Genomic DNA, 17,696 nt, shown 5'->3' with positions numbered 1-17,696 from the left:
GAGATCGAGGAACGCCTGCTGTACGGGGTGCAGTTGCTCGCCCTCGGCGACGCCTTCGATGGTGGTGATCTCGCGCCCCTCGGCGGCCACCGCGAGCTGGAGACAGGAGACGGCACGGCGTCCGTCGATCAGTAACGTGCAGGCACCGCACTGACCTTGGTCGCAGCCTTTTTTGGTGCCGGTCAGATCGAGATGCTCGCGGAGCGCGTCGAGCAGGGTGGTGCGGTGGTCGACGGGCAGCGTGTACTTCTCGCCGTTGATGTTCAGGGTGATGGTTGCGTACGTCGAGGGAGCTGGGGCCATGATCAGCCTTCCTTCACGTGGGCGGTGCGCGTCGAAGCCGGACAGGACAATGTGGTCGGCGATCGATTCCGGCCGTCCGCGCAGGAGCGTTTGCCGCTAAGGTGGACCTAAGCGGACAGCTGTCCGGTAACCACGAACCTAACGGACAGCTGTCCGCTCAGCAAGGGAGGTCCTGACGTGATTCCTGGAAGGAGGACGAGTGCAGGACAGAAATGACGCACCCATGCGCTCGGACGCGCAACGGAATCGCGAGCGCATCCTGGAGGTGGCGCTGGCGGAGCTGACCCGCTCGGCCGACGTCCCGCTGAGTACGATCGCGAAGAAAGCGGGTGTCGGGCAGGGGACGTTCTACCGCAACTTCCCCAGCCGCGAAGCCCTCGTCCTGGAGGTCTACCGCCACGAAGTGCAGCAGGTCGCCGATGCCGCGGCCCAGTTGCTGCAAACTCGCGCGCCGGATCAGGCGCTGCGCGAGTGGATGGACCGCCTGGCCCAGTACGCCATGGCCAAGGTGGGGCTGGCCGAGGCGATCCGCAAAGCGACCAGTGCGCCCGGCGGTCCGGCGAAACCGGGGCACGGCCCGGTGAGCGACGCCATCGCGCTCCTGCTGAAGGCGAACGAGGACGCCGGCACCATCCGCCACGGGATGACCCCCGACGACTTCATGCTCGCCATCGCCGGGCTCTGGCAGATAGATCCCCACGGGGACGACTGGCAGGGGCGCGCCGGGCGACTCATGGACCTTGTCATGGACGGACTGCGCGCCGGCGCTCCGGGGCGCTGAGCGGGCGTCTTCGAGGGGCGATCCTCAGCCGGCCGCCTGGCTGCTGTCCCGGAGGTCGCCCCAGCCGTGCCAGCGGTCGATCTCGATCCAGGCGCTGACCCGGGCGCGGTCCCGCTGCGGATACGGGCGCCCGCCGTAGTGCCGGGACAACCGGTCGATGCCGGCCAGGCCCTCGTCGTCGCGCATCTCCACCACCCGGCCGATGAGCGTGATGTGCGTGTACCAGTTGCCCTCGTCGAGCACCGTCAGTGTGACGCGGGGATCGTTGCGCATGTGGTCGAGCCGCTTGCGGCCCTCGTCCATGTTGACCAGTACCCGCCCGTCGTCTTCCCAGAGGTACCAGGTGGCCGTGGACACCGGCTGCCCGTCGGACCGCACCGTGGCGATGACAGCCGGATTGGGCTTCTTCAGCACGGCGACGGCGGCCTCGGGAAGCGGCGGCTTCGACATAAGTCCTCCTGCTGGTCGTGATCTTCGCTTTCCTCATGGGGCGCACAGCCGCGTGGTGTTGATCCACGGGCTGCGCCTCCACGTTGCCACATTGCGGCCCGTATGCAGCCGGTTCGATCTCACCCGGACCCCCGCCCACGTTTGCCTCCCGCGCAGAGGGAACGCGTCACGGTGACGGAGTTCAGGAGAGGAGCCGATCATGAGCAGCGCAACCGGACTGCGGGTCGTCGTCACCGGTGCCACCGGGAACGTGGGCACCAGCGTGATGCGTCTTCTGAGCGAGGATCCGCAGGTGGACTCCGTACTCGGCATCGCGCGCAGGCTGCCCGACGGGCCGCCGGTGCCGTCGGCCGAGTGGGCCGCGGTGGATCTGACGGCCGAGTCCGAGTTGACCAAGCACTTCGAGGGAGCCGACGCCGTCGTCCACCTGGCCTGGAAGCTCCAGCCCGCCCGGGACCCGGCGGTCACCTGGCGCACCAATGTGCTCGGCAGCGTCAAGGTGTTCCACGCGGCGGCCGCGGCCAAGGTGCCGGCGCTGGTGTACGCCTCCTCGGTCGGCGCCTACTCGCCGGGCCCGAAGGAGCGTGCCGTGGACGAGTCCTGGCCGACGCACGGCTGGCCGGAAGCGGCGTACTGCCGTGAAAAGGCCTATGTGGAGCGCGTGTTGGACACCTTCGAGTACGAGCGGCCGGAGACCCGGGTCGTCCGTATGAGGCCCGCCTTTCTCTTCAAGGAGGAGTCGGGGAGCCAGCAGCGCCGTCTGTTCGCCGGGCGCTTCAAGCCCGGCCCGCTGGCCCGGCCCGAACTCCTGCCCCTACTCCCCGACGTCCGCGGACTGCGCGTACAGGCGCTGCACACCGAGGACGCGGCTGAGGCGTACCGGCTCGCGGTGACGAGCGACGTCCGTGGCGCGTTCAACCTGGCGGCCGAACCGCCGCTGGACGCCGAGGTGTTGGGTGAGCTGTTCCACTCCCGGCTGGTGCGGATGCCCCGCAAGGCGGCGCGGTCCGCCCTTGCCGCGGCCTGGGGTCTGCACCTGGTGCCCGCCTCGCCGCAGCTGTTCGACGCGGTGCTGCGGCTGCCCCTCATGGACTGCACCCGGGCCCGCCACGAACTGGGCTGGCGGCCGCAGTACACCGCGATCCAGGCGGTCGAGGAAGTCCTGCAGGGCATGCGCGAGGGCGCCGGCGAGGAGACCGCTCCGCTGGCCGGCCAGAAGGTCGGCTGACCCGGCCCGCCGGCGGGTGAGCGTCGCGAAGGCGGGTACTCGGCGAGCGCCCGGGGCGACGACGAGCAGCCGATGACCGAGCAGCCGACGAGCAGCGGCGAAGGGAGCGCACGATGAGGGCCGTGACCTGGCAGGGCAAGCGCGAGGTACGGGTGGAGACCGTACCCGTCCCGGAGATCGAGGAACCGACGGACGCGATCGTACGCATCACCTCCAGCGGGCTCTGCGGTTCCGACCTGCATCTGTACGAGGTGCTCACCCCGTTCATGACACCGGGGGACATCCTCGGTCACGAGCCCATCGGCGTGGTCGAAGAGGTGGGCTCCGAGGTGAAGGGGCTGAAGCCCGGCGACCGGGTCGTCGTGCCCTTCCAGATCGCCTGCGGGCACTGCTGGATGTGCGGCGCCGGGCTGCCGACGCAGTGCGAGACCACCCAGGTGCACGACTCGGGCATGGGCGCGGCCCTGTTCGGCTACACCAGGCTGTACGGCGGCGTGCCGGGCGCCCAGGCCGAGTATCTGCGCGTCCCGCAGGCCCAGTTCGGGCCGATCAAGGTACCGGACGGGCCGCCCGACGACCGCTACGTCTATCTCTCGGACGTCCTGCCGACGGCCTGGCAGGCTGTGCAGTACGCCGACATCCCGCCCGGCGGCTCCGTCGCCGTCCTCGGCCTCGGACCGATCGGCGACATGTGCTGCAGGATCGCCCGGCTCCAGCGGGCCGAGGTCGTCATGGGTGTCGACCTGGTGTCGGAGCGGCTGCGCCGGGCGCGCGAGCGGGGCGTGGAGACGTACGACCTGCGGCGGTACGAGGGACGGCAGGAACTCGTCGAGGAGATCCGCGACCGGACCGACGGCCGTGGCCCCGACGCCGTGATCGACGCCGTGGGAACGGAGGCCCACGGCAGTCCCGTCGGACGGACCGCTCAGCAGATGTCGTCGATGCTGCCCCGCGCCTGGGCCGCCCGGCTCGCCGAACGGGCCGGCACCGACCGGCTGGCCGCGCTCCTCACCGCCATCGAACTGGTGCGGCGCGGCGGCACGATCTCGCTGAGCGGTGTCTACGGCGGCATGGCCTCGCCGCTGCCGCTGATGACGATGTTCGACAAGCAGATCCAGCTGCGGATGGGCCAGGCGAACGTACGGCGCTGGGTCGACGACATCCTGCCGCTGCTCACCGACGAGGATCCCCTCGGAGTCGACGGCTTTGCCACCCACCGGCTCCCGCTGGAGGAGGCCCCGCACGCGTACGAGATCTTCCAGCGAAAGCAAGAGGAAGCAGTGAAGATCCTCTTCCAGCCGTGAACCAGCAGGCCGGGAGTCGGCTGGTCAGGAGGACGCAGCCGAGCGTACGAGCCAGTCGTACGCGGCCCGCGCCGTGAACTCGCTCTGGCCGCCGCGCACCAGCAACCCCGCCGTGGCGAACGCCGGATCGTCGGCCTGCGCGGCCAGGTACGGGATCGCGATGCAGCGCATCCCGGCCGCGTACGCCGCCGCTGCGCCCGGAGCGGCGTCCTCGAGGACCACACAGTCCGCCGGGGCCGCTCCCAGCCGCCGTGCCGCCTCCAGAAAGACGTCCGGAGCGGGCTTGCCCCGGGCGACCTCCTCGGCCGAGACGACGGTGCGCAGCGAGGCGTCCAGTCCCGTGCCCGCCAGGATCGCCTCGATGGCCTCCCGCGAAGAACCCGAGGCCACGGCCATACGTACGCCTTCGGCGGCCAGCAGCTCCACGAACTTCCGCATCTCCGGGTAGACGTGCGTGGCGGTGCGGGCCAGTGCCAGATAGCGCCGGTTCTTCTCCGCGAGCAGTACGTCCCGCGGGGCCTCGATGGCGTACCGCTCCTTCCAGTGGGCGACCGTCTCCGCGGTGCTGATGCCGACGTATTGCTCGAAGTCCGTCCAAGTGAAGTCGGTGACGCCGTGCCCGGCGAGTGTCTGCCGTCCTGCCTCGTAGTAGTTGGGCTCGCTGTCCACGAGCGTGCCGTCGAGATCGAAGATGACCGCGGTTCCGCCGAGAGAGCTCATGGTCTCCAGGATGCCAAGGACCGGTTATCGGCCGTTGAACAGCTCTCGGCCGTCAGTCGGTCTTTCTGCGCCGGTCAGTTCCTGGCCGCGCGTCCGACCGCCGCCACGAGCGGCAGCAGCCGGTGCGGCACGCGCTCGCGCAGCGCCACCTCCGTACGCGTGCGGACGACGCCCGGCAGGCTGATCAGCGCCTGGATCAGATCCTCCAGGTGGGCGTTGTCGCGCGCGACGACCCGCGTCAGCAGGTCACCGCCGCCGGTGATCGAGAACGCCTCGATGATCTCCGGTACGGCGGCCAGGGCGTCGCCCACGTCGTCGAGATGGCCCTGGGTGACCTCGATGTGCACGAAGGCGAGTACGGGGTGGCCGAGCGCGGCCGGGGAGAGCGAGGGGCCCGTGCCGGTGATCACGCCGTCCCGTTCCATCCGGTCGAGCCGGGCCTGGAGCGTGCCGCGGGCGATGCCGAGGATGCGGGCGTACTCGCGGACGCTGGTGCGGGGCTGCTCCAGGAGCAGCCGCAGGATCCGGGTGTCGAGTTCGTCGACGGCCATGGTCCGTTGGCCTCCCTGCGGTCTTGGCTGATCGTCCTCGACTGTACCAATGGCCCAGCAGATCACGAGCCTGTTGAGCCACTGCCCCTCTCTTGCTTACCTTGTCGGTATACATGGCGCCGCGAAGCGCCGGACGGCAAGGAAGCCGGATCCGGACCCGCGGCGCCATTCCCATGTGAAGAGGGGGCGGGCTGCCGACGGTGAAGAAGATGTTCATGGCTCCGGATCCGGGCCTGGTACGGCTGCGGGTCTCGCTGCGGGCGGTGCTCGGCGTCGGCCTCGCGGTGACCGCCTCCGAACTCGCCGGGCTCTCGCTGCCCGCCTCGATCACGGGCGGGCTCGCCGCGCTTCTCGCGCTGTTCACGGTCGGCGACCCGACCGTGCGCGGCCAGGCGGTCACCACCGCCCTGCTGCCCTTCGTCGGCTTCCCCGTGCTGGCCCTCGCGACCGTGCTGCACTCGGTGCCGGCCGTGCGGGACGCGAGCTGGCTCGCCGTGGTGTTCTGCGGGGTGTACGCCCGTCGCTGGGGGCCGCGTGGTCAAGCGCTCGGCATCTTCGCGTTCATGACCTTCTTCATCACCCAGTTCCTGCACGCCGTACCCGGTCAACTGCCGCAGCTGTACGCCGCGATGGCGCTGTCCCTGGCCGCCTCCTCGGCCGTGCGCTTCGGCGCGTGGTGCATCGAGCGACGTACGCCGCCACCTGCGCCCCCCGCCCCGCTCGGCGGTCGCGGGCTCGCCCGGTCGACCACCCGGCAGGCCTTCCAGGCCACGGCCGCCTGCGCCTTCGCGATGGCGGCGGGCCAGTTCCTGTCGGACGAGCGCTGGTACTGGGCCGTCGGCGCCGCCTGGTGGATCTTCGTCAACACAGCCTCGCGCGGCGAGACGCTGGTTCGGGGTTTCCGAAGGGTCCTGGGCACCGTCATCGGTATCGCCATCGGCCTGGTTCTCGCGGTTCCGCTGGATGGAGCTGGTGCTCCGACCGCGGGGCTCGTCGCGGTCTGCGTGTTCGGCATTTTCTATGCGGCCGCGGTGTCGTATACGTGGATGATGCTGGCGGTGACGGTGATGGCGGGCCTGCTGTATGGGCTGCTGGGGGTGCTCGATCCGGGTCTGCTTGTTCTGCGTGTGATGGAGACAGGGGTGGGGGCGCTCGGCGCGGCGCTCGCTGTGCTGTTGGTGCTGCCGGTGACCACGCATGCCACCACCGATGCGTGGATCCAGCGCGCGTTGCATTGCGTCCATGCCTGCACTTCTGAGGCTGCCGCCCGCCTGGCCGGGTCCCCGGCCGCAGACCCGGCCCGGTATGTCGCTGAGCTGGAACTACTGTTGGGCCGGGTGCGGCTCTCGCTGGCCCCGCTGATACATCCGCTCACCCCGCTGCGGGCCCGCAAAGCGAGGGCCCGCCAGGTCATTGAGCTGCTTGACCAGTGCGCCCAGGAGGTGCGCGGCCTGGCATCGGTTGCTGCGGATCCTGATGCCTCCCACGACGCGAGGCTCGCTGCCGCCTGTTGGCGGGTGGAAGCGGCGGTGGAGGCACTGACCATGCCTGATGCGGTCCGGAGTGAGGTCGACGTGCCCGTTGCCGCAGTGCACCCTTCCGGTGGTGAGCCGGCTCTGGCTCATCTGCATGGTCTGGAGCAGGCGCTGAAAGCACTCGCAGTACCGTTGCGGTGACGCCGTGGCCCGTGGACGCATTGATGCCTGCCGGCTGCGGCGGGCACTGGCCGAAGTGCCACTGCCGCGGGCTGCCGACGGCCGACTGGTCCTGGCCGTCGACGTCACCTGCCGGCTGCGGCCCGACGCCAACACCTCACCGGGCCAGGTCTTCGGTCTGGTCCGCGGCGTCACCTGAAGAAGATCTGTTCCCGGCGGCTCGCTGTCGAGGGTGAGGATGAGGCCGGTTTCCCGGTGGGCCTGTTGCTCGCCAACCTCGCCTTCCTGTTGAGCAGGCACACGCTCGATGACAATTGGGCCTGGCGTGTGCCGTTCCTGCTCAGTGCCGTCCTGATCGCCGTGGGCATCTTCATCCGGCTCAAGATCGACGAGTCGCCTCAGTTCGAGGAGCTCAAAGAGTCAGGCCAGGTCGTCAAGAACCGGCTGCTGGAAGTGATCAGGAAGGACTGGCGCAACGTCCTGCGCGCCTTCTGTCTGCGGATCACGGAGACCGCGGGGTACGCCGTCTCGGTCACCTTCGTCCTGTTCTACCTGGACGACGACGAAGCGCCCGACGTCTCCGGCACCACCAGTCTCACCGCCCTGGTGACCGCCGCGGTCCTCGGCGTCGCAGCGACCACGCTCTGGGCCCGCCTGTCGGACCGGGTCGGCCGCCGCCCGGTCTACCTCTTCGGCTGCGTCGTGAGCGTCCGAGGGAACGAGATGTTCGACCACGGCGAGGGGAAGCCGCCGGGCGTGGTGCCGGTGTGGCGGGTTGAATGAGCCGAAGTTGGTGGGCTGGGAAAAGCCGGGGGCTCTTCCCAGCGCCAGGAGACAGCCCAGCATCATCGATCGTTCGTCGGTGGTCGCCTCAACGCCCGTTCGTCATACGGCGGGTGGCACGGAAGGGGCCTGCCGTGGCGGTCTCGGTGGTTTTCGAAGCGAGCGCACTGTGAGCAAGGCAAAAACTGGCGGCCCGTATGGCTCGGTCGGCGACGCCTGCGACAACTGATGGAGTCGCCGACCGGAACACGACCGGCAGAGAGACCTGACGGAGTCCTACTGGTCGGCCTTCCGCCAGCGAGCGCGCAGAGTGAACGCCGCGCCCTTCGGTCGGCGTTCGCGGGTGAATACTCCCTTCTTGTTGCCGTCGACACGGAAGACACCGGGCGCCGTGGCGAAGTCGGCGAAGTTCCAGACCTGCTCGCCGACGACCGCGTCGACACGGTCGAACACCCGGTGATACACGTCGAGCAGTTCGGTCTGGTACTCCTCGGTCCACGGGCTGGGTACGACGTTGCGCAGTCCGGGGTAGGCGTCCGCTCCGTACTCGGTGATGACGATGGGCTTGTCGTGCGCGGCCCACTGCCGCAGTTCCGCCTCCAACTCCGTCTCGGCCGCCGCCAGGTCGTTGGGGCCGAAGTACCAGCCGTAGTAACGGTTGAGGAGCACGACGTCGAACAGGTCGGTGACCACGCACTGGTCCGGTTTCCCCATGAGCGCGTTGACGTAGGCGACGGGCCGTGAGGGATCCAGCCGGCGTGCCTCGGCTGCCAGTGGTGCGAAGTAGTCGCGCGCCTCCGGTTGGACGTTGTCCGGCTCGTTGGCGATGGACCACAGCACGACACTCGGATGGTTCTTGTCGCGGGTCACGAGCTCCCTCACCGCCTGCAGGTGCGTGCGAAGGGTGCTCTCACCCACGGTGTCGGGCGAGAACGTGGACACCTTCCGACCGGAGCCGAAAACACCTCCCGCGATGTTCAGATTCAGGCCGACGGCCGCGGTCTCGTCGATGACCACCACACCCTGCCGGTCCGCGTGGTCCAGGACCTCCTCGGCGTAGGGATAGTGCGAGGTGCGGAACGAGTTCGCGCCCGTCCAGTCCAGCAGGGCGAAGTCATGCACCATCAGGATGTCGTCATGACCCCTGCCGCGCACGGCGGCGTCCTCGTGCTTGCCGAAACCCTTGAAGTAGAAGGGGACTCCGTTGATCAGGAACTCCTTGCCCCGTACCTCCACCGTGCGCACGCCCACGGACTGCCGATAGCTGTCGACAAGGTCGTCGGAGTTGCTCCACAGCGTGGCCTCGAGTTCGTAGAGGTAGCCGTCGCCGGGCGCCCAGGGGTGCACGTCCGCGACCCTGAGGGTCCCCACCGCCCCGGTGGCGGCATGGACCTCGGCCCCGGAAGCATCGCGCAGCGAGACCCGCACCTCGTGCTCCTCGGCCTGCGCGGTGCTGTCCACGCGGTAGGTGACGAGGCCGGTCGTGTCGTCGAAACCGGTGGTCACGGTGATGTCGGTGATGTGAACGGGGGGCGTGGTGTACAGCCACACGGGCCGGTGCAGGCCCGCGTAATTGAAGAAGTCATGGAAGTAGTGCTGCACACGGCGGCCGTCCGCGCGTTCCTCCACTCGGCCGGGTGGTATCGACTCCCAGGTCAGTTCGTTGTTGACCACGACGGTGACACGGTTTTCGGCACCCGGCCGCAAGTGCGCCGTGACGTCTACCTCGAAGGGGGTGTAACCGCCTTCGTGCCGGACGACCTCCACATCGTTGACCCAGGCGGTCGCGCGATGCGTCGCAGCGTCGAAGCGGAGCACCGTCCGTTCCCTCGCCCACCGGGCAGGAACCCATACATGCTTCTGGTACCAGACGTCGCCGACATGGTCACGGACGGTCGCGTCCGGGAAGATGTCGTTGTAGCTGGCGGGCACCGGGATGTCCACGGCGCCCGCGAGCTGCGAGCGCCACCAGCCCTCGGCACGGCCGATGCCCTCCGCGTCCAGGCGGAAGCTCCACAGGCCGCCCAGGGAGCGGCGTTCACGAGTGGGGCCGTCCTGAGGACGAAGCATGGTTGGTTCTCCTGTTCGTTGTGCGCGTGTCGACGCAGTGGTCGAGAAGGCAGGTCTGCGACGGTCGAAAGAGGGCTACTTGATGCCGGTGTTGGCGATGCCCTCGACGAAGTGCCGTTGCAGGGCGAGGAAGAGCAGGATGATCGGTGTGACGACTGTGACCGCCCCGGCCAGCAGCAGGCCGTAGTTGGTGCCGTTGGCTCCCACGGAGAAGAGGGCGAGAGCGACCGGCAGCGTGTAGTGGTCCTCGGTCTGTGCGATGACGAGCGGCCACAGGAAGTTGTTCCACTGCGCGAGGAAGGTGAGGATCGCCAGTGTCGCCAGCGCGGGCCGGGTCAGCGGAAGGATCACCCTGAGGAAGATCCGGGATTCGCCCGCACCGTCGAGGCGCGCCGCCTCGACGAGGGCGTCCGGGATGTCCCGGATGAACTGCCGCATGATGAACACGCCGAACGGTGTCACGAGGAAGGGCAGGATGAGCCCGAGGTAGGAGTTGCCCAGGCCCATGTTGCTGACGAGCACGAACAGCGGGACGAAGGTCGTGACGCCGGGGATGATCAGCATGGTGAGGACGAGGCCGAACAGCAGACGCTTCCCCGCGAACTCGATCTTCGCGAAGGCGTATCCGGCCATCGAGCAGAACAGCAGATTCCCTAGAACACAGGCCACCGCTACGAGCGTGCTGTTCAGGAAATACAGCCCGAAGTTCTGCTTCGACAACAGCTGTTCGAAGTTGGCGAAGGTCGGGGAACGGGGGAGCCAGGCACTCGGATGGGCGACGATCTCACCCGTGGGTTTCACCGAGCCGAGGAACATCCAGGCAAAGGGCGCCAGCGTCGCGAGGAGGCCCAGCACGAGGGCGCAGTAGAGGACGACACGAGCCGTCGGGACGCGCCGGGACGGACGTCGGTCCCGGAAGGCCGGTTCTGTGGGTGTGGGGGTTGTCGGTCCTGCCGTTGTGGTGGTGGCGGTCATGTCAGGCCTTCGCTCGGAAGATGCGGAACTGCAGAAGGCTCAGCAGAGCGATCGCGGTGACCAGCACGTAGGACGCGGCCGAGGCCAGCCCGTAGTTCCCGAAGCCGAACTGCTCGTAGGCGTAGTAGCTGATCGATGTCGTGCTGTCCAAGGGGCCGCCGCTCGTCATGACGAACGGTTCCTCGAAGAACTGGAGGTAGCTGATGCTGAGCAGCACGGCGACGACCAGCGTGGTGGGTCTCAGCAGCGGCAGGGTCACGCTGCGGAAGGCACGCCAGCGGGACGCGCCGTCCACAACGGCCGCCTCGTGCACTTCGGGAGGTATCGACTGCAGCCCCGCCAGGAAGATCACCATCGGGATGCCGAAGTGCCGCCACACCGCCATGAGGATGAGGGCGGGCATGGACCAGTTCGGATCGTTCAGCCAGTCCGGCCCCGAGATCCCCACCACGGACAGGACTGAGTTGATCATCCCGTCCGGCTTGTAGAGGTACCTCCACACGACCGCTATCGCCACGATGCTCGTCACGACCGGAGCGAAGTAGGCGACTCGGAAGAAGCCCTTCGCCCGCTGGATCCCGGAGTTGAGTGCGACGGCGATCGCGAGGGAGATCACCATCGTCAGAGGGATGCCCACGGCGACGAAGTAGAGCGTGTTCAGAGCGGCGCGGACGAAGGTGGGGTCGGCGAACAGCGCGGTGTAGTTCTCCAGGCCGACGAAGTTGACGCTGAAGGGCGTGTTCACGTCCCTGCTGGTGATGTCGGTGACGCTCATCGACAGGGACGAGAAGACCGGCCAGACGCCGAACGTGGCGAACAGCAGGACGAAGGGCGAGCAGAAGGCCCAGGCGACCAGTGTCCGCCGCAGGCGTCGGGAACCGCCCCTCGACCGCTGAGTGCTCTGCCTGGTGGAAGACCTCTCACGTGCGGGTTCCACGGAGGTGGTCGTGGTCATCGAGGCTGCCCCGTTCCGATCGAGGACGCCTTCGCCTGGACCCGTTCCAGAGCGTCCTTCGGCGACGAGACACCCTTGGCCACCTTCTCGATCTCGGCATCGAGGACCGCGGTGACCTGCTTCCAGGTGGTAACGCTCGGGCCGGGCAGCGCGGTCTCCAACTGGGACTCGAAGACGGACAGCACCGGATCCGACTTGAGCTTCCCCTCACTCCAGGCCGACTCCACGGCGGGAAGGTCTCCGGACAGTTCGTACCAGTCCTGCTGGACGTCGGACCCGGAGAGCCACCGGATGAACTTCCAGGCACCGTCGCGGTTCTTCGCGTCCTTGAAGACCGCCCAGTGCCCACCCCCGATGTAGCTGGCGTTGGACTTCGGCCCCTTCGGGAGCGGGGCGACCCCCACCTTGTCCTTGAGGAAGTCCGCTCCGCCCGCCTCCTTCAGCAGTGCCGTCTCCCAGGGGCCGGAGATGAGTGCGGCGGTGGAACCGTCGACGAACTGCGGCTCGATCTCCCCGAGGGCCACCGCCCCGTTGCGGGTCGAGGTCTTCGAGGTGAAGAACGACTGGTAGAACTTCATCCCCTCGAGCGCCTCGGGCGTGTCGAAGGTGAACTCGGTGCCGTTCTTGTTCATGAGGTCCGCGCCGGCCTGCCACATGAAGGGCAGGACGCCCTGCCAGCTCGTCGCCACGCCGGTGGGCAGCGACAGGCCCCACTTCGCGCCTTCTTTCTGGAGGGCCTTGAGGAACGGGCGGTACTCCTGCCAGGTCTTCGGCGCGGAGACTCCGGCAGCCTGTGCCAGGTCCTTGCGGTAGAAGAGGGAACGGGTCTCCACATACCAGGGGACGCCGTATGTGCCTCCCTCGAAGGTGGTGCTTCGGGCGGCGCCCGGGTAGAAGGACGAGGTGTCGACGAGGCCGGCCGGCACCTGCTCGAGTCCGCCCGTCGAGGCGAAGTTCGTCAGGTCGGCGGCTCCGACCAGGGTGGCGTCCGGCGTGTCCTGGGAGGCGATCGCCGTTTCGACCTTCTTGGCGTAGTCCTGCCACGGGATGGCCGTGACCTTGACCTTCGCGTCCGGGTTGGCCTTCCGGAAGAGCTTGGCCAGCTCGGGCAGGCGCTCACCTTCGGTGCCCATGGCCCATACGTTGATGGTGCCCTTGGCCGGTGAGGTGTCGACGGGAGCGCTGGTGGCGCCCCCACTTCCTTGCGTATCGGACCGGCCGCAACCGATCAGGAGCAGTGCGGCGGTCAGTCCGCCGATGAGTGCTTTCGAGACATGTGAGGTGAACATCGTTGTCCGTCTCCTCTCCACCCGGTGGATGCGTGAGCGGCTCTACCGCACGCCGTGGTGTGGGTGAACGAGACCGTACAGCGAAAACCGAACAGGTGCCATAGTTTCGGCGAGGGCAATGATGGCGGGCCGGTGGCTGGACACTGCTGCACACCGCCCACCTGGGCTCGGGGCATGCTTAGGTTGGGGGCATGACCGAAGAGACGGCGGCCCGTCCGGCCACTCGCCGAGGCCCCTACGCCAAGAGCGCACAGCGCAGGGCCGAGATCGTCGCTTCAGCGACCGCCGTGTTCGCGGCGCGCGGCTACCGCGGAGGGTCCCTGAGGGAGATCGCCAAACAGCTCGGCATGAGCCTGACCAGCGTCGTGCACCACTTCCCCAGCAAGAGCGCGCTCCTTGTGGCCGTCCTCGAGAACGCCGACTCCGCGAGCGGCGACTCCTTCGAGTCGGACAGCCGGGAAAAGGGTGTGGCCTACGCGGTCCTGCGGTACATCCGCCGCAATCTGGAACGACCGGAGATGCTGCGGCTCCTCGCCCTGATGGCCGCGGAGGCCTCGGCTTCCGATCATCCGGCGCACGAGTGGTTCCGTGACAGGTACGAGCGGGTCGTCACCTTTCTCGCGACTGCAGTACGCAGGGACCAGGACGAGGGTCGTATCTCGAACAGGCGGCATCCCGAGCTGATCGCGGCGGCCCTTGTCGCGTTGTGGGACGGGCTCCAGCTCCAGTGGCTCATCGACCCGCGGCGTGATCTCATAGCCGGGATATCGGCCGGGTTGGAGGATCTGTTGGGTGATCCTTCCGTCGGCAGCCGGCACCCGTAGCAGCACCTGGCGCCCTCCTGACCGGACATCAGTGGCGGCGCCCGCCCGGGCTTCCGGCCTGCCGGGCGCGGGAATGCGACGCAAGCCGCTTACCGCCTTGCTCAAGTGCGCCCGGCCCTGTCCACTTCGGCTCCCCACTCGGATGTGTACTGGTTGGCTTCGGTCTCCAACGTGGCGGCGATCGGCGCTCGAGTGGTCTTTCCGTATCTCTCAGGGCCTCTCAGGCAGGCTGTAAAGTTGTCATGTCCTGCGCGCCGATGACGGAGAGCAGGCCCAGCGGGGCCGCGCCCTCGGTGCCGGGTGGGGCACTGAACCACAGCAACACATCGTGAGTCTCCCAGAGAGTTCCTCACCCCGGGATGCGCACTCATCTACTGGCGGCGCCTGAAGTCATGCGTTCTCAGCGGCGCGTGCTGCCGCCGTCCGCGACGATGATCTGCAGCAGCACCACCCCGCCGGAGCCGTGGAACCCGGCGCCCGCCCGACGCGACAGCCGGGCCCTCAACCCTGCCCACGATCAGCTCAACAAGCCGAAACGGCCCCGCCAGTTGCACTGACGAGCCGTCATGAAATGCCGAGGTTAGCGCGTGGCTTTGGAGTGTGTGCCTCAAATGGCCGTCGCTGAAACATGATCCATGGTCAGGGACGGTGCACACCAGGGGAGTTCCGGGGCGAGGATGCCGCGTGAATGCTGACTTTTTGCTGACCTGGGACGTGCCGCGTAGCCCTGACCTGGGCAAACTCCAGATGACAGTTTGATGATGTTCTTCGTCACCGTCATGGCGGGCCTGCTGTACGGGCTCCTCGGCGTGCTGCATCCGGGGCTGCTGGGGCTGCGCCTCGCCGAGACCGCGGCCGGTGCGCTCGGAGCCGCGCTCGCCGTCGCGCTGATCCTGCCGGTCACCACGCACACGGTGACCGATCGCTGGGTGGCCCGGGCCGTGCACGCCGTACACGACTGCACCTCGGCGGCGGCCCGGCGCCTCGCCGGTGACCTGGGCGCCGATCCCGCGCCGCGGGCCGCGGAGCTGGAGGCGCTGCTCGGCCGGGTCCGGTTCGCGCTCGCCCCGCTGGTCCACCCGCTCAACCCGATGCGGGCCCGCAAGTCCAGGGCCCGTCAGGTGCTCACGCTCCTCGACGACTGCGCCCGCGAGGTACGCGGCCTCACGGTCGTCGCCGCAGACCCCGACGCTTCGCACGACGCCCGCCTCATCGCCGCCTGCGGACGCGTCGAGGCGGCGATCGAAGGGCTGGTCGGTGCGGTGCCGGAGCGTGCGGTGGCGTCGGACGCAGAGACACTGGGCGAGGCGGTGCCGGGCCATGACGCGGGAGCCGAGCAGGCCCTCGCCCACCTGCACGGCCTGGAGCGGGCGCTCGCCGCGCTGGCCACGCCGCTGCGGGGCTCCTCGACGGTGGGGGCGTGAACACGAACCAGGCTGTGTGTCGCACAGGCGGTCGGTTTGTTCCAGACCTTTGATCGTCGGCTGCTACCGCCGCCCCGACGGCGCGGTGCCGAGAGGCGCCGGCGGCGTCATGCGTAGCGACCGGCCAGGTCCTACCGCCAGGCCGTACGAAGGCGGACACGTCGAAGGGCCCGCTCCTACGAGAGGAGCGGGCCCTTCGACGTACGAGTGTGCGAGGGTCAGCGGACCGGCGCGCCCTGCGGCTGCTGCGGGGCGATGCCCAGTGCCGTCGTGTACTTGGAGAGCGCGAGCTTGCCGATCGCCGGGTACGCGCCGAGCCCCTCGGCGGCAGAGCAGCCGGCCTCCTTCGCGGCGGCGTCGAGCAGCGTCGAGTCGAGCTCGGGGCCGATCAGGTACGGCGCGAGCGCCAGCTGCTGGGAGCCCGAGGAGCGCAGCTGCTCGGCGGTGGATGCGATCGCGCCCTCCTCGTCGAGCGCCGCAGCCATCACCGGCACGGCGAGGCGGGCGGCGAGCAGCATGCCGGTGATCCCGGCCGCCTGTACGGCCTCCTCGCCGCCCACGGACGCCAGGATGATGCCGTCCGCGGCGGTCGCCACGGTGAACAGGCGGGCGCGGTCGGCGCGCGCCAGACCCGCCTCGGACAGCCGTACGTGCAGCGCCTCGGCGAGCAGCGGGTGCGGGCCGAGCACATCGGTCAGCTCGGCCGCGACACGGCTCTCCATGACGGCCTGACGGATGCGGCGCAGCAACGCGTTGTCCGGACCGGCGAGCAGCGGCACGACGACGGCGACAGGGCCCTCCGGCTCGCGGGCGTCCACCCCGGCGGCGCGGGCCTGCTCGAAGCGGGCGGTGCGCTCCTCGGCGGTGTGCACGAGCACCGACTGAAGCGTGGGGAACTCCGAGTCGTCACCGTCGAGGTACGCAATCCGCGCATCGAGGCCGGGGAGCTCGGAGCGCGCGATGCTCACGACCTCGTCGGCGAGGCTGCGGACGGCGCCGCTGGGCGTGCCGGGCACCGCGAGGACGAGCGCGGGCGCGCCCTCGGGAGCCGCCAGCGGCTCCGGACGGCGGTGCCGCCCGGACTGGCGGGGTCGCGGCATTCGTACTGGCAGGCCGGACGCGGGCCCAGTGGGGGAGCTCATGGCGCCGCATGTTACTGGTTTCTTGGGCTCCCCTGTTCGGGGAGGGGGCAGGTGAACGGTATACGTCCGCTTTTGTCTGATGAGTTACGTACGGATTGATCTCTTTGCGTACGTACGGATCATGGTGCGGGGGTCTCGGGTGCGAGGGCCCCGGGTGCGGGGGTCTCCGCGATCACGTACAGCATGTCCTCCTCGCGCGGCAGCGTCAGCCGGTCCTCGGCCAGGTCGGCGGCGATACGTACGGCGCCGGCGAGCGGATCGCCCGCGGCCGGAACCTGTCGTGCATACGGCAGCCGGTCCGTCAGTGCGGCACGCAGGGGTACGAGGAGGGGGGCGCCCATCTTGAACAGTCCACCCGTAAGGGCGACTTGGACCTCCCCGGAGACCTCGCCGCTGGTGGGGCAGACCGCACGTGCCGCATCGGTGATGTGCCGGGCGGCCTTGGCCAGGATGTCCGTGGCCACCGGGTCGCCGTCGGCGCAGGCCGCCACCTCGGGTGCGAAGGACGCGAGCATGGCGGGGCGGTCGGGGCGCGGGTAGAGCTGCCCCGGCCAGGTGCCGGCCGGGCCGAACATCACCTCGCCGCGCGTCAGGAGCCGGGCCGAGCCCCCGGAACGTCCGTCGTGCGCGCGCAGGGCCGCGTCGAGTCCGGCTCGCCCGATCCACGCTCCGCTGCCGTTGTCGCCCAGCAGATGACCCCAGCCGTCCGCTCTGCGCCAGCGCGTCAGATCCGTACCGATCGCGATCAGGCCGGTGCCGGCCGCGACCACCGCACCCGATCGCTGCCCCAGCGCACCCACATACGCGGTGACCCCGTCGGCGGCCAACGCGAGCCTGCGCACACCGAGTTCGCGGGCCAGCGCCGACGGCAGGTCGGCGCGCAGGGCATCGCCCAGCGAGGTGTAACCAGCGGCCCCGACGGTGACGGCGCGAAGCGTGGTGATCCCCGCGTCCGCCATCAACTGCCGGGCCATCGGCACCAGTTGCTCCACCAGATGCCCGGCGTCGATGCCGCGCGGCCCCGTGCGCACCGGCTCCTTGGACTTCAGCGGAACAGCCGTGCCCCGGTCCTCCCGGCTACCCTCGACCGCCAGTACGGCACGCAGCCCCGAACCCCCGGAGTCCACACCCAGCACCCCCGACAGCTCGCCGGGACCGGTCATGGCAGCCGCCCGTCCACGGGTTCGCGGCCCTGACGGACCAGCGGTTCGTCGGCCCTGCTGAACGGGCGCGAACCGAAGA

16 protein-coding genes and 4 pseudogenes are annotated in these 17,696 nt (G+C 69.2%); 8 read left to right on the top strand and 12 right to left on the bottom strand.

From position 1 onward, the window contains the following. The coding region (locus tag OP79_RS05010; protein WP_033318685.1) for a (2Fe-2S)-binding protein at window positions 1-303 on the bottom strand (303 nt) is incomplete at its 3' end. Between the two features lie 223 nt (window positions 304-526). On the opposite strand from OP79_RS05010, the gene OP79_RS05005 reads away from it, so the two are divergent. Next, the gene (locus OP79_RS05005) at window positions 527-1,084 is read left to right on the top strand and encodes a TetR/AcrR family transcriptional regulator (protein WP_211270741.1); all 558 of its coding nucleotides are present in this window, start codon (window positions 527-529) and stop codon (window positions 1,082-1,084) included. Between the two features lie 24 nt (window positions 1,085-1,108). Here the strand turns inward: OP79_RS05005 and OP79_RS05000 are convergent, their stop codons facing one another. Then, window positions 1,109-1,534, bottom strand: coding sequence for a PPOX class F420-dependent oxidoreductase (locus tag OP79_RS05000; protein ID WP_033318683.1), 426 nt, complete (start codon window positions 1,532-1,534; stop codon window positions 1,109-1,111). Window positions 1,535-1,733: 199 nt separating this feature from the next. Between OP79_RS05000 and OP79_RS04995 the strand changes: the two genes are divergently transcribed. Beyond that, window positions 1,734-2,762 carry an NAD-dependent epimerase/dehydratase family protein gene (locus tag OP79_RS04995; protein ID WP_033318682.1) on the top strand — a complete coding sequence of 343 codons (1,029 nt, stop codon included), beginning with the start codon at window positions 1,734-1,736 and terminating at the stop codon, window positions 2,760-2,762. Window positions 2,763-2,875: 113 nt separating this feature from the next. Continuing rightward, complete coding sequence (locus OP79_RS04990) at window positions 2,876-4,066, top strand: zinc-dependent alcohol dehydrogenase (protein WP_033318681.1); 1,191 nt, start codon at window positions 2,876-2,878, stop codon at window positions 4,064-4,066. 24 nt (window positions 4,067-4,090) lie between these two features. Here OP79_RS04990 and OP79_RS04985 read toward each other — a convergent pair whose 3' ends face one another. Together OP79_RS04985 and OP79_RS04980 are read right to left on the bottom strand one after the other, a co-directional pair. Then, window positions 4,091-4,786 (bottom strand): HAD family hydrolase, encoded by a 696-nt coding sequence (locus tag OP79_RS04985; RefSeq protein ID WP_033318680.1) that lies wholly within the window; start codon window positions 4,784-4,786, stop codon window positions 4,091-4,093. A gap of 74 nt (window positions 4,787-4,860) precedes the next feature. Further along, window positions 4,861-5,337, bottom strand: coding sequence for an Lrp/AsnC family transcriptional regulator (locus tag OP79_RS04980; protein WP_033318679.1), 477 nt, complete (start codon window positions 5,335-5,337; stop codon window positions 4,861-4,863). 209 nt (window positions 5,338-5,546) lie between these two features. On the opposite strand from OP79_RS04980, the gene OP79_RS04975 reads away from it, so the two are divergent. From OP79_RS04975 to OP79_RS04965, 3 genes and pseudogenes are all read left to right on the top strand, one after another. Continuing rightward, a complete protein-coding gene (locus tag OP79_RS04975) occupies window positions 5,547-7,013 on the top strand; it encodes an FUSC family protein (RefSeq protein ID WP_033318743.1) in 1,467 nt (488 codons plus the stop codon). A 1-nt stretch (window position 7,014) separates the two neighbouring features. Continuing rightward, a pseudogene (locus OP79_RS53695) lies at window positions 7,015-7,164 on the top strand (transposase); the annotation flags it as partial. Window positions 7,165-7,247: 83 nt separating this feature from the next. Then, complete coding sequence (locus OP79_RS04965; protein ID WP_245685218.1) at window positions 7,248-7,775, top strand: MFS transporter; 528 nt, start codon at window positions 7,248-7,250, stop codon at window positions 7,773-7,775. A 276-nt stretch (window positions 7,776-8,051) separates the two neighbouring features. Here OP79_RS04965 and uidA read toward each other — a convergent pair whose 3' ends face one another. The 4 genes from uidA to OP79_RS04945 all read right to left on the bottom strand — a co-directional run bounded on the left by uidA (window position 8,052) and on the right by OP79_RS04945 (window position 13,064). Then, entirely contained in the window at window positions 8,052-9,845 is a 1,794-nt protein-coding gene (gene uidA / locus OP79_RS04960; protein WP_033318678.1) for a beta-glucuronidase, read from the bottom strand. A gap of 75 nt (window positions 9,846-9,920) precedes the next feature. After that, window positions 9,921-10,820 carry a carbohydrate ABC transporter permease gene (locus tag OP79_RS04955; protein WP_033318677.1) on the bottom strand — a complete coding sequence of 300 codons (900 nt, stop codon included), beginning with the start codon at window positions 10,818-10,820 and terminating at the stop codon, window positions 9,921-9,923. 1 nt (window position 10,821) lies between these two features. Continuing rightward, window positions 10,822-11,775, bottom strand: a complete 954-nt coding sequence (locus OP79_RS04950; protein WP_033318676.1) for a carbohydrate ABC transporter permease — start codon at window positions 11,773-11,775, stop codon at window positions 10,822-10,824. After that, window positions 11,772-13,064, bottom strand: a complete 1,293-nt coding sequence (locus OP79_RS04945) for a sugar ABC transporter substrate-binding protein (RefSeq protein WP_033318675.1) — start codon at window positions 13,062-13,064, stop codon at window positions 11,772-11,774. The genes OP79_RS04950 and OP79_RS04945 overlap by 4 nt, the downstream gene beginning before the upstream one ends. 191 nt (window positions 13,065-13,255) lie before the next feature. Here OP79_RS04945 and OP79_RS04940 point away from each other — a divergent pair, with 191 nt between their 5' ends. Beyond that, entirely contained in the window at window positions 13,256-13,888 is a 633-nt protein-coding gene (locus OP79_RS04940; RefSeq protein WP_033318674.1) for a TetR/AcrR family transcriptional regulator, read from the top strand. A gap of 220 nt (window positions 13,889-14,108) precedes the next feature. Here the strand turns inward: OP79_RS04940 and OP79_RS56775 are convergent. Next, window positions 14,109-14,210: pseudogene (locus tag OP79_RS56775) on the bottom strand (transcriptional regulator); the annotation flags it as partial. A 430-nt stretch (window positions 14,211-14,640) separates the two neighbouring features. Between OP79_RS56775 and OP79_RS04935 the strand changes: the two are divergent. Next, window positions 14,641-15,312: pseudogene (locus tag OP79_RS04935) on the top strand (FUSC family protein); the annotation flags it as partial. Between the two features lie 218 nt (window positions 15,313-15,530). On the opposite strand, the gene OP79_RS04930 reads toward OP79_RS04935, so the two are convergent. The 3 genes and pseudogenes from OP79_RS04930 to OP79_RS58005 form a co-directional block, all read right to left on the bottom strand. Next, entirely contained in the window at window positions 15,531-16,454 is a 924-nt protein-coding gene (locus tag OP79_RS04930) for a sirohydrochlorin chelatase (RefSeq protein ID WP_106972289.1), read from the bottom strand. 119 nt (window positions 16,455-16,573) lie between these two features. Next, window positions 16,574-17,617, bottom strand: coding sequence for an N-acetylglucosamine kinase (locus tag OP79_RS04925; RefSeq protein ID WP_033318672.1), 1,044 nt, complete (start codon window positions 17,615-17,617; stop codon window positions 16,574-16,576). Further along, window positions 17,614-17,694: pseudogene (locus OP79_RS58005) on the bottom strand (uracil-DNA glycosylase); the annotation flags it as partial. The gene OP79_RS04925 and the pseudogene OP79_RS58005, both read right to left, overlap by 4 nt. Window positions 17,695-17,696 lie beyond the last annotated feature (2 nt).

The sequence above is a fragment of the Streptomyces yerevanensis genome (assembly GCF_000716805.1).
Lineage (GTDB): Bacteria > Actinomycetota > Actinomycetes > Streptomycetales > Streptomycetaceae > Streptomyces > Streptomyces flaveus.
The sequence above is the reverse complement of the archived record's forward strand: the minus strand, read 5'-3'. Positions and strand labels throughout refer to the sequence as shown.

What these genes read in the sequence shown, in the direction of transcription:
- OP79_RS05000 (WP_033318683.1), bottom strand. Translation starts at nt 1,534, where the DNA reads ATGTCGAAGCCGCCGCTTCCCGAGGCCGCCGTCGCCGTGCTGAAGAAG.
- OP79_RS04985 (WP_033318680.1), bottom strand. Translation starts at nt 4,786, where the DNA reads ATGAGCTCTCTCGGCGGAACCGCGGTCATCTTCGATCTCGACGGCACG.
- OP79_RS04940 (WP_033318674.1), top strand. Translation starts at nt 13,256, where the DNA reads ATGACCGAAGAGACGGCGGCCCGTCCGGCCACTCGCCGAGGCCCCTAC.
- OP79_RS04955 (WP_033318677.1), bottom strand. Translation starts at nt 10,820, where the DNA reads ATGACCGCCACCACCACAACGGCAGGACCGACAACCCCCACACCCACA.
- OP79_RS04980 (WP_033318679.1), bottom strand. Translation starts at nt 5,337, where the DNA reads ATGGCCGTCGACGAACTCGACACCCGGATCCTGCGGCTGCTCCTGGAG.
- OP79_RS04950 (WP_033318676.1), bottom strand. Translation starts at nt 11,775, where the DNA reads ATGACCACGACCACCTCCGTGGAACCCGCACGTGAGAGGTCTTCCACC.
- OP79_RS04945 (WP_033318675.1), bottom strand. Translation starts at nt 13,064, where the DNA reads ATGTTCACCTCACATGTCTCGAAAGCACTCATCGGCGGACTGACCGCC.
- OP79_RS04995 (WP_033318682.1), top strand. Translation starts at nt 1,734, where the DNA reads ATGAGCAGCGCAACCGGACTGCGGGTCGTCGTCACCGGTGCCACCGGG.
- OP79_RS04925 (WP_033318672.1), bottom strand. Translation starts at nt 17,617, where the DNA reads ATGACCGGTCCCGGCGAGCTGTCGGGGGTGCTGGGTGTGGACTCCGGG.
- OP79_RS04975 (WP_033318743.1), top strand. Translation starts at nt 5,547, where the DNA reads ATGTTCATGGCTCCGGATCCGGGCCTGGTACGGCTGCGGGTCTCGCTG.
- OP79_RS04990 (WP_033318681.1), top strand. Translation starts at nt 2,876, where the DNA reads ATGAGGGCCGTGACCTGGCAGGGCAAGCGCGAGGTACGGGTGGAGACC.
- OP79_RS04930 (WP_106972289.1), bottom strand. Translation starts at nt 16,454, where the DNA reads ATGAGCTCCCCCACTGGGCCCGCGTCCGGCCTGCCAGTACGAATGCCG.
- OP79_RS05005 (WP_211270741.1), top strand. Translation starts at nt 527, where the DNA reads ATGCGCTCGGACGCGCAACGGAATCGCGAGCGCATCCTGGAGGTGGCG.
- uidA (WP_033318678.1), bottom strand. Translation starts at nt 9,845, where the DNA reads ATGCTTCGTCCTCAGGACGGCCCCACTCGTGAACGCCGCTCCCTGGGC.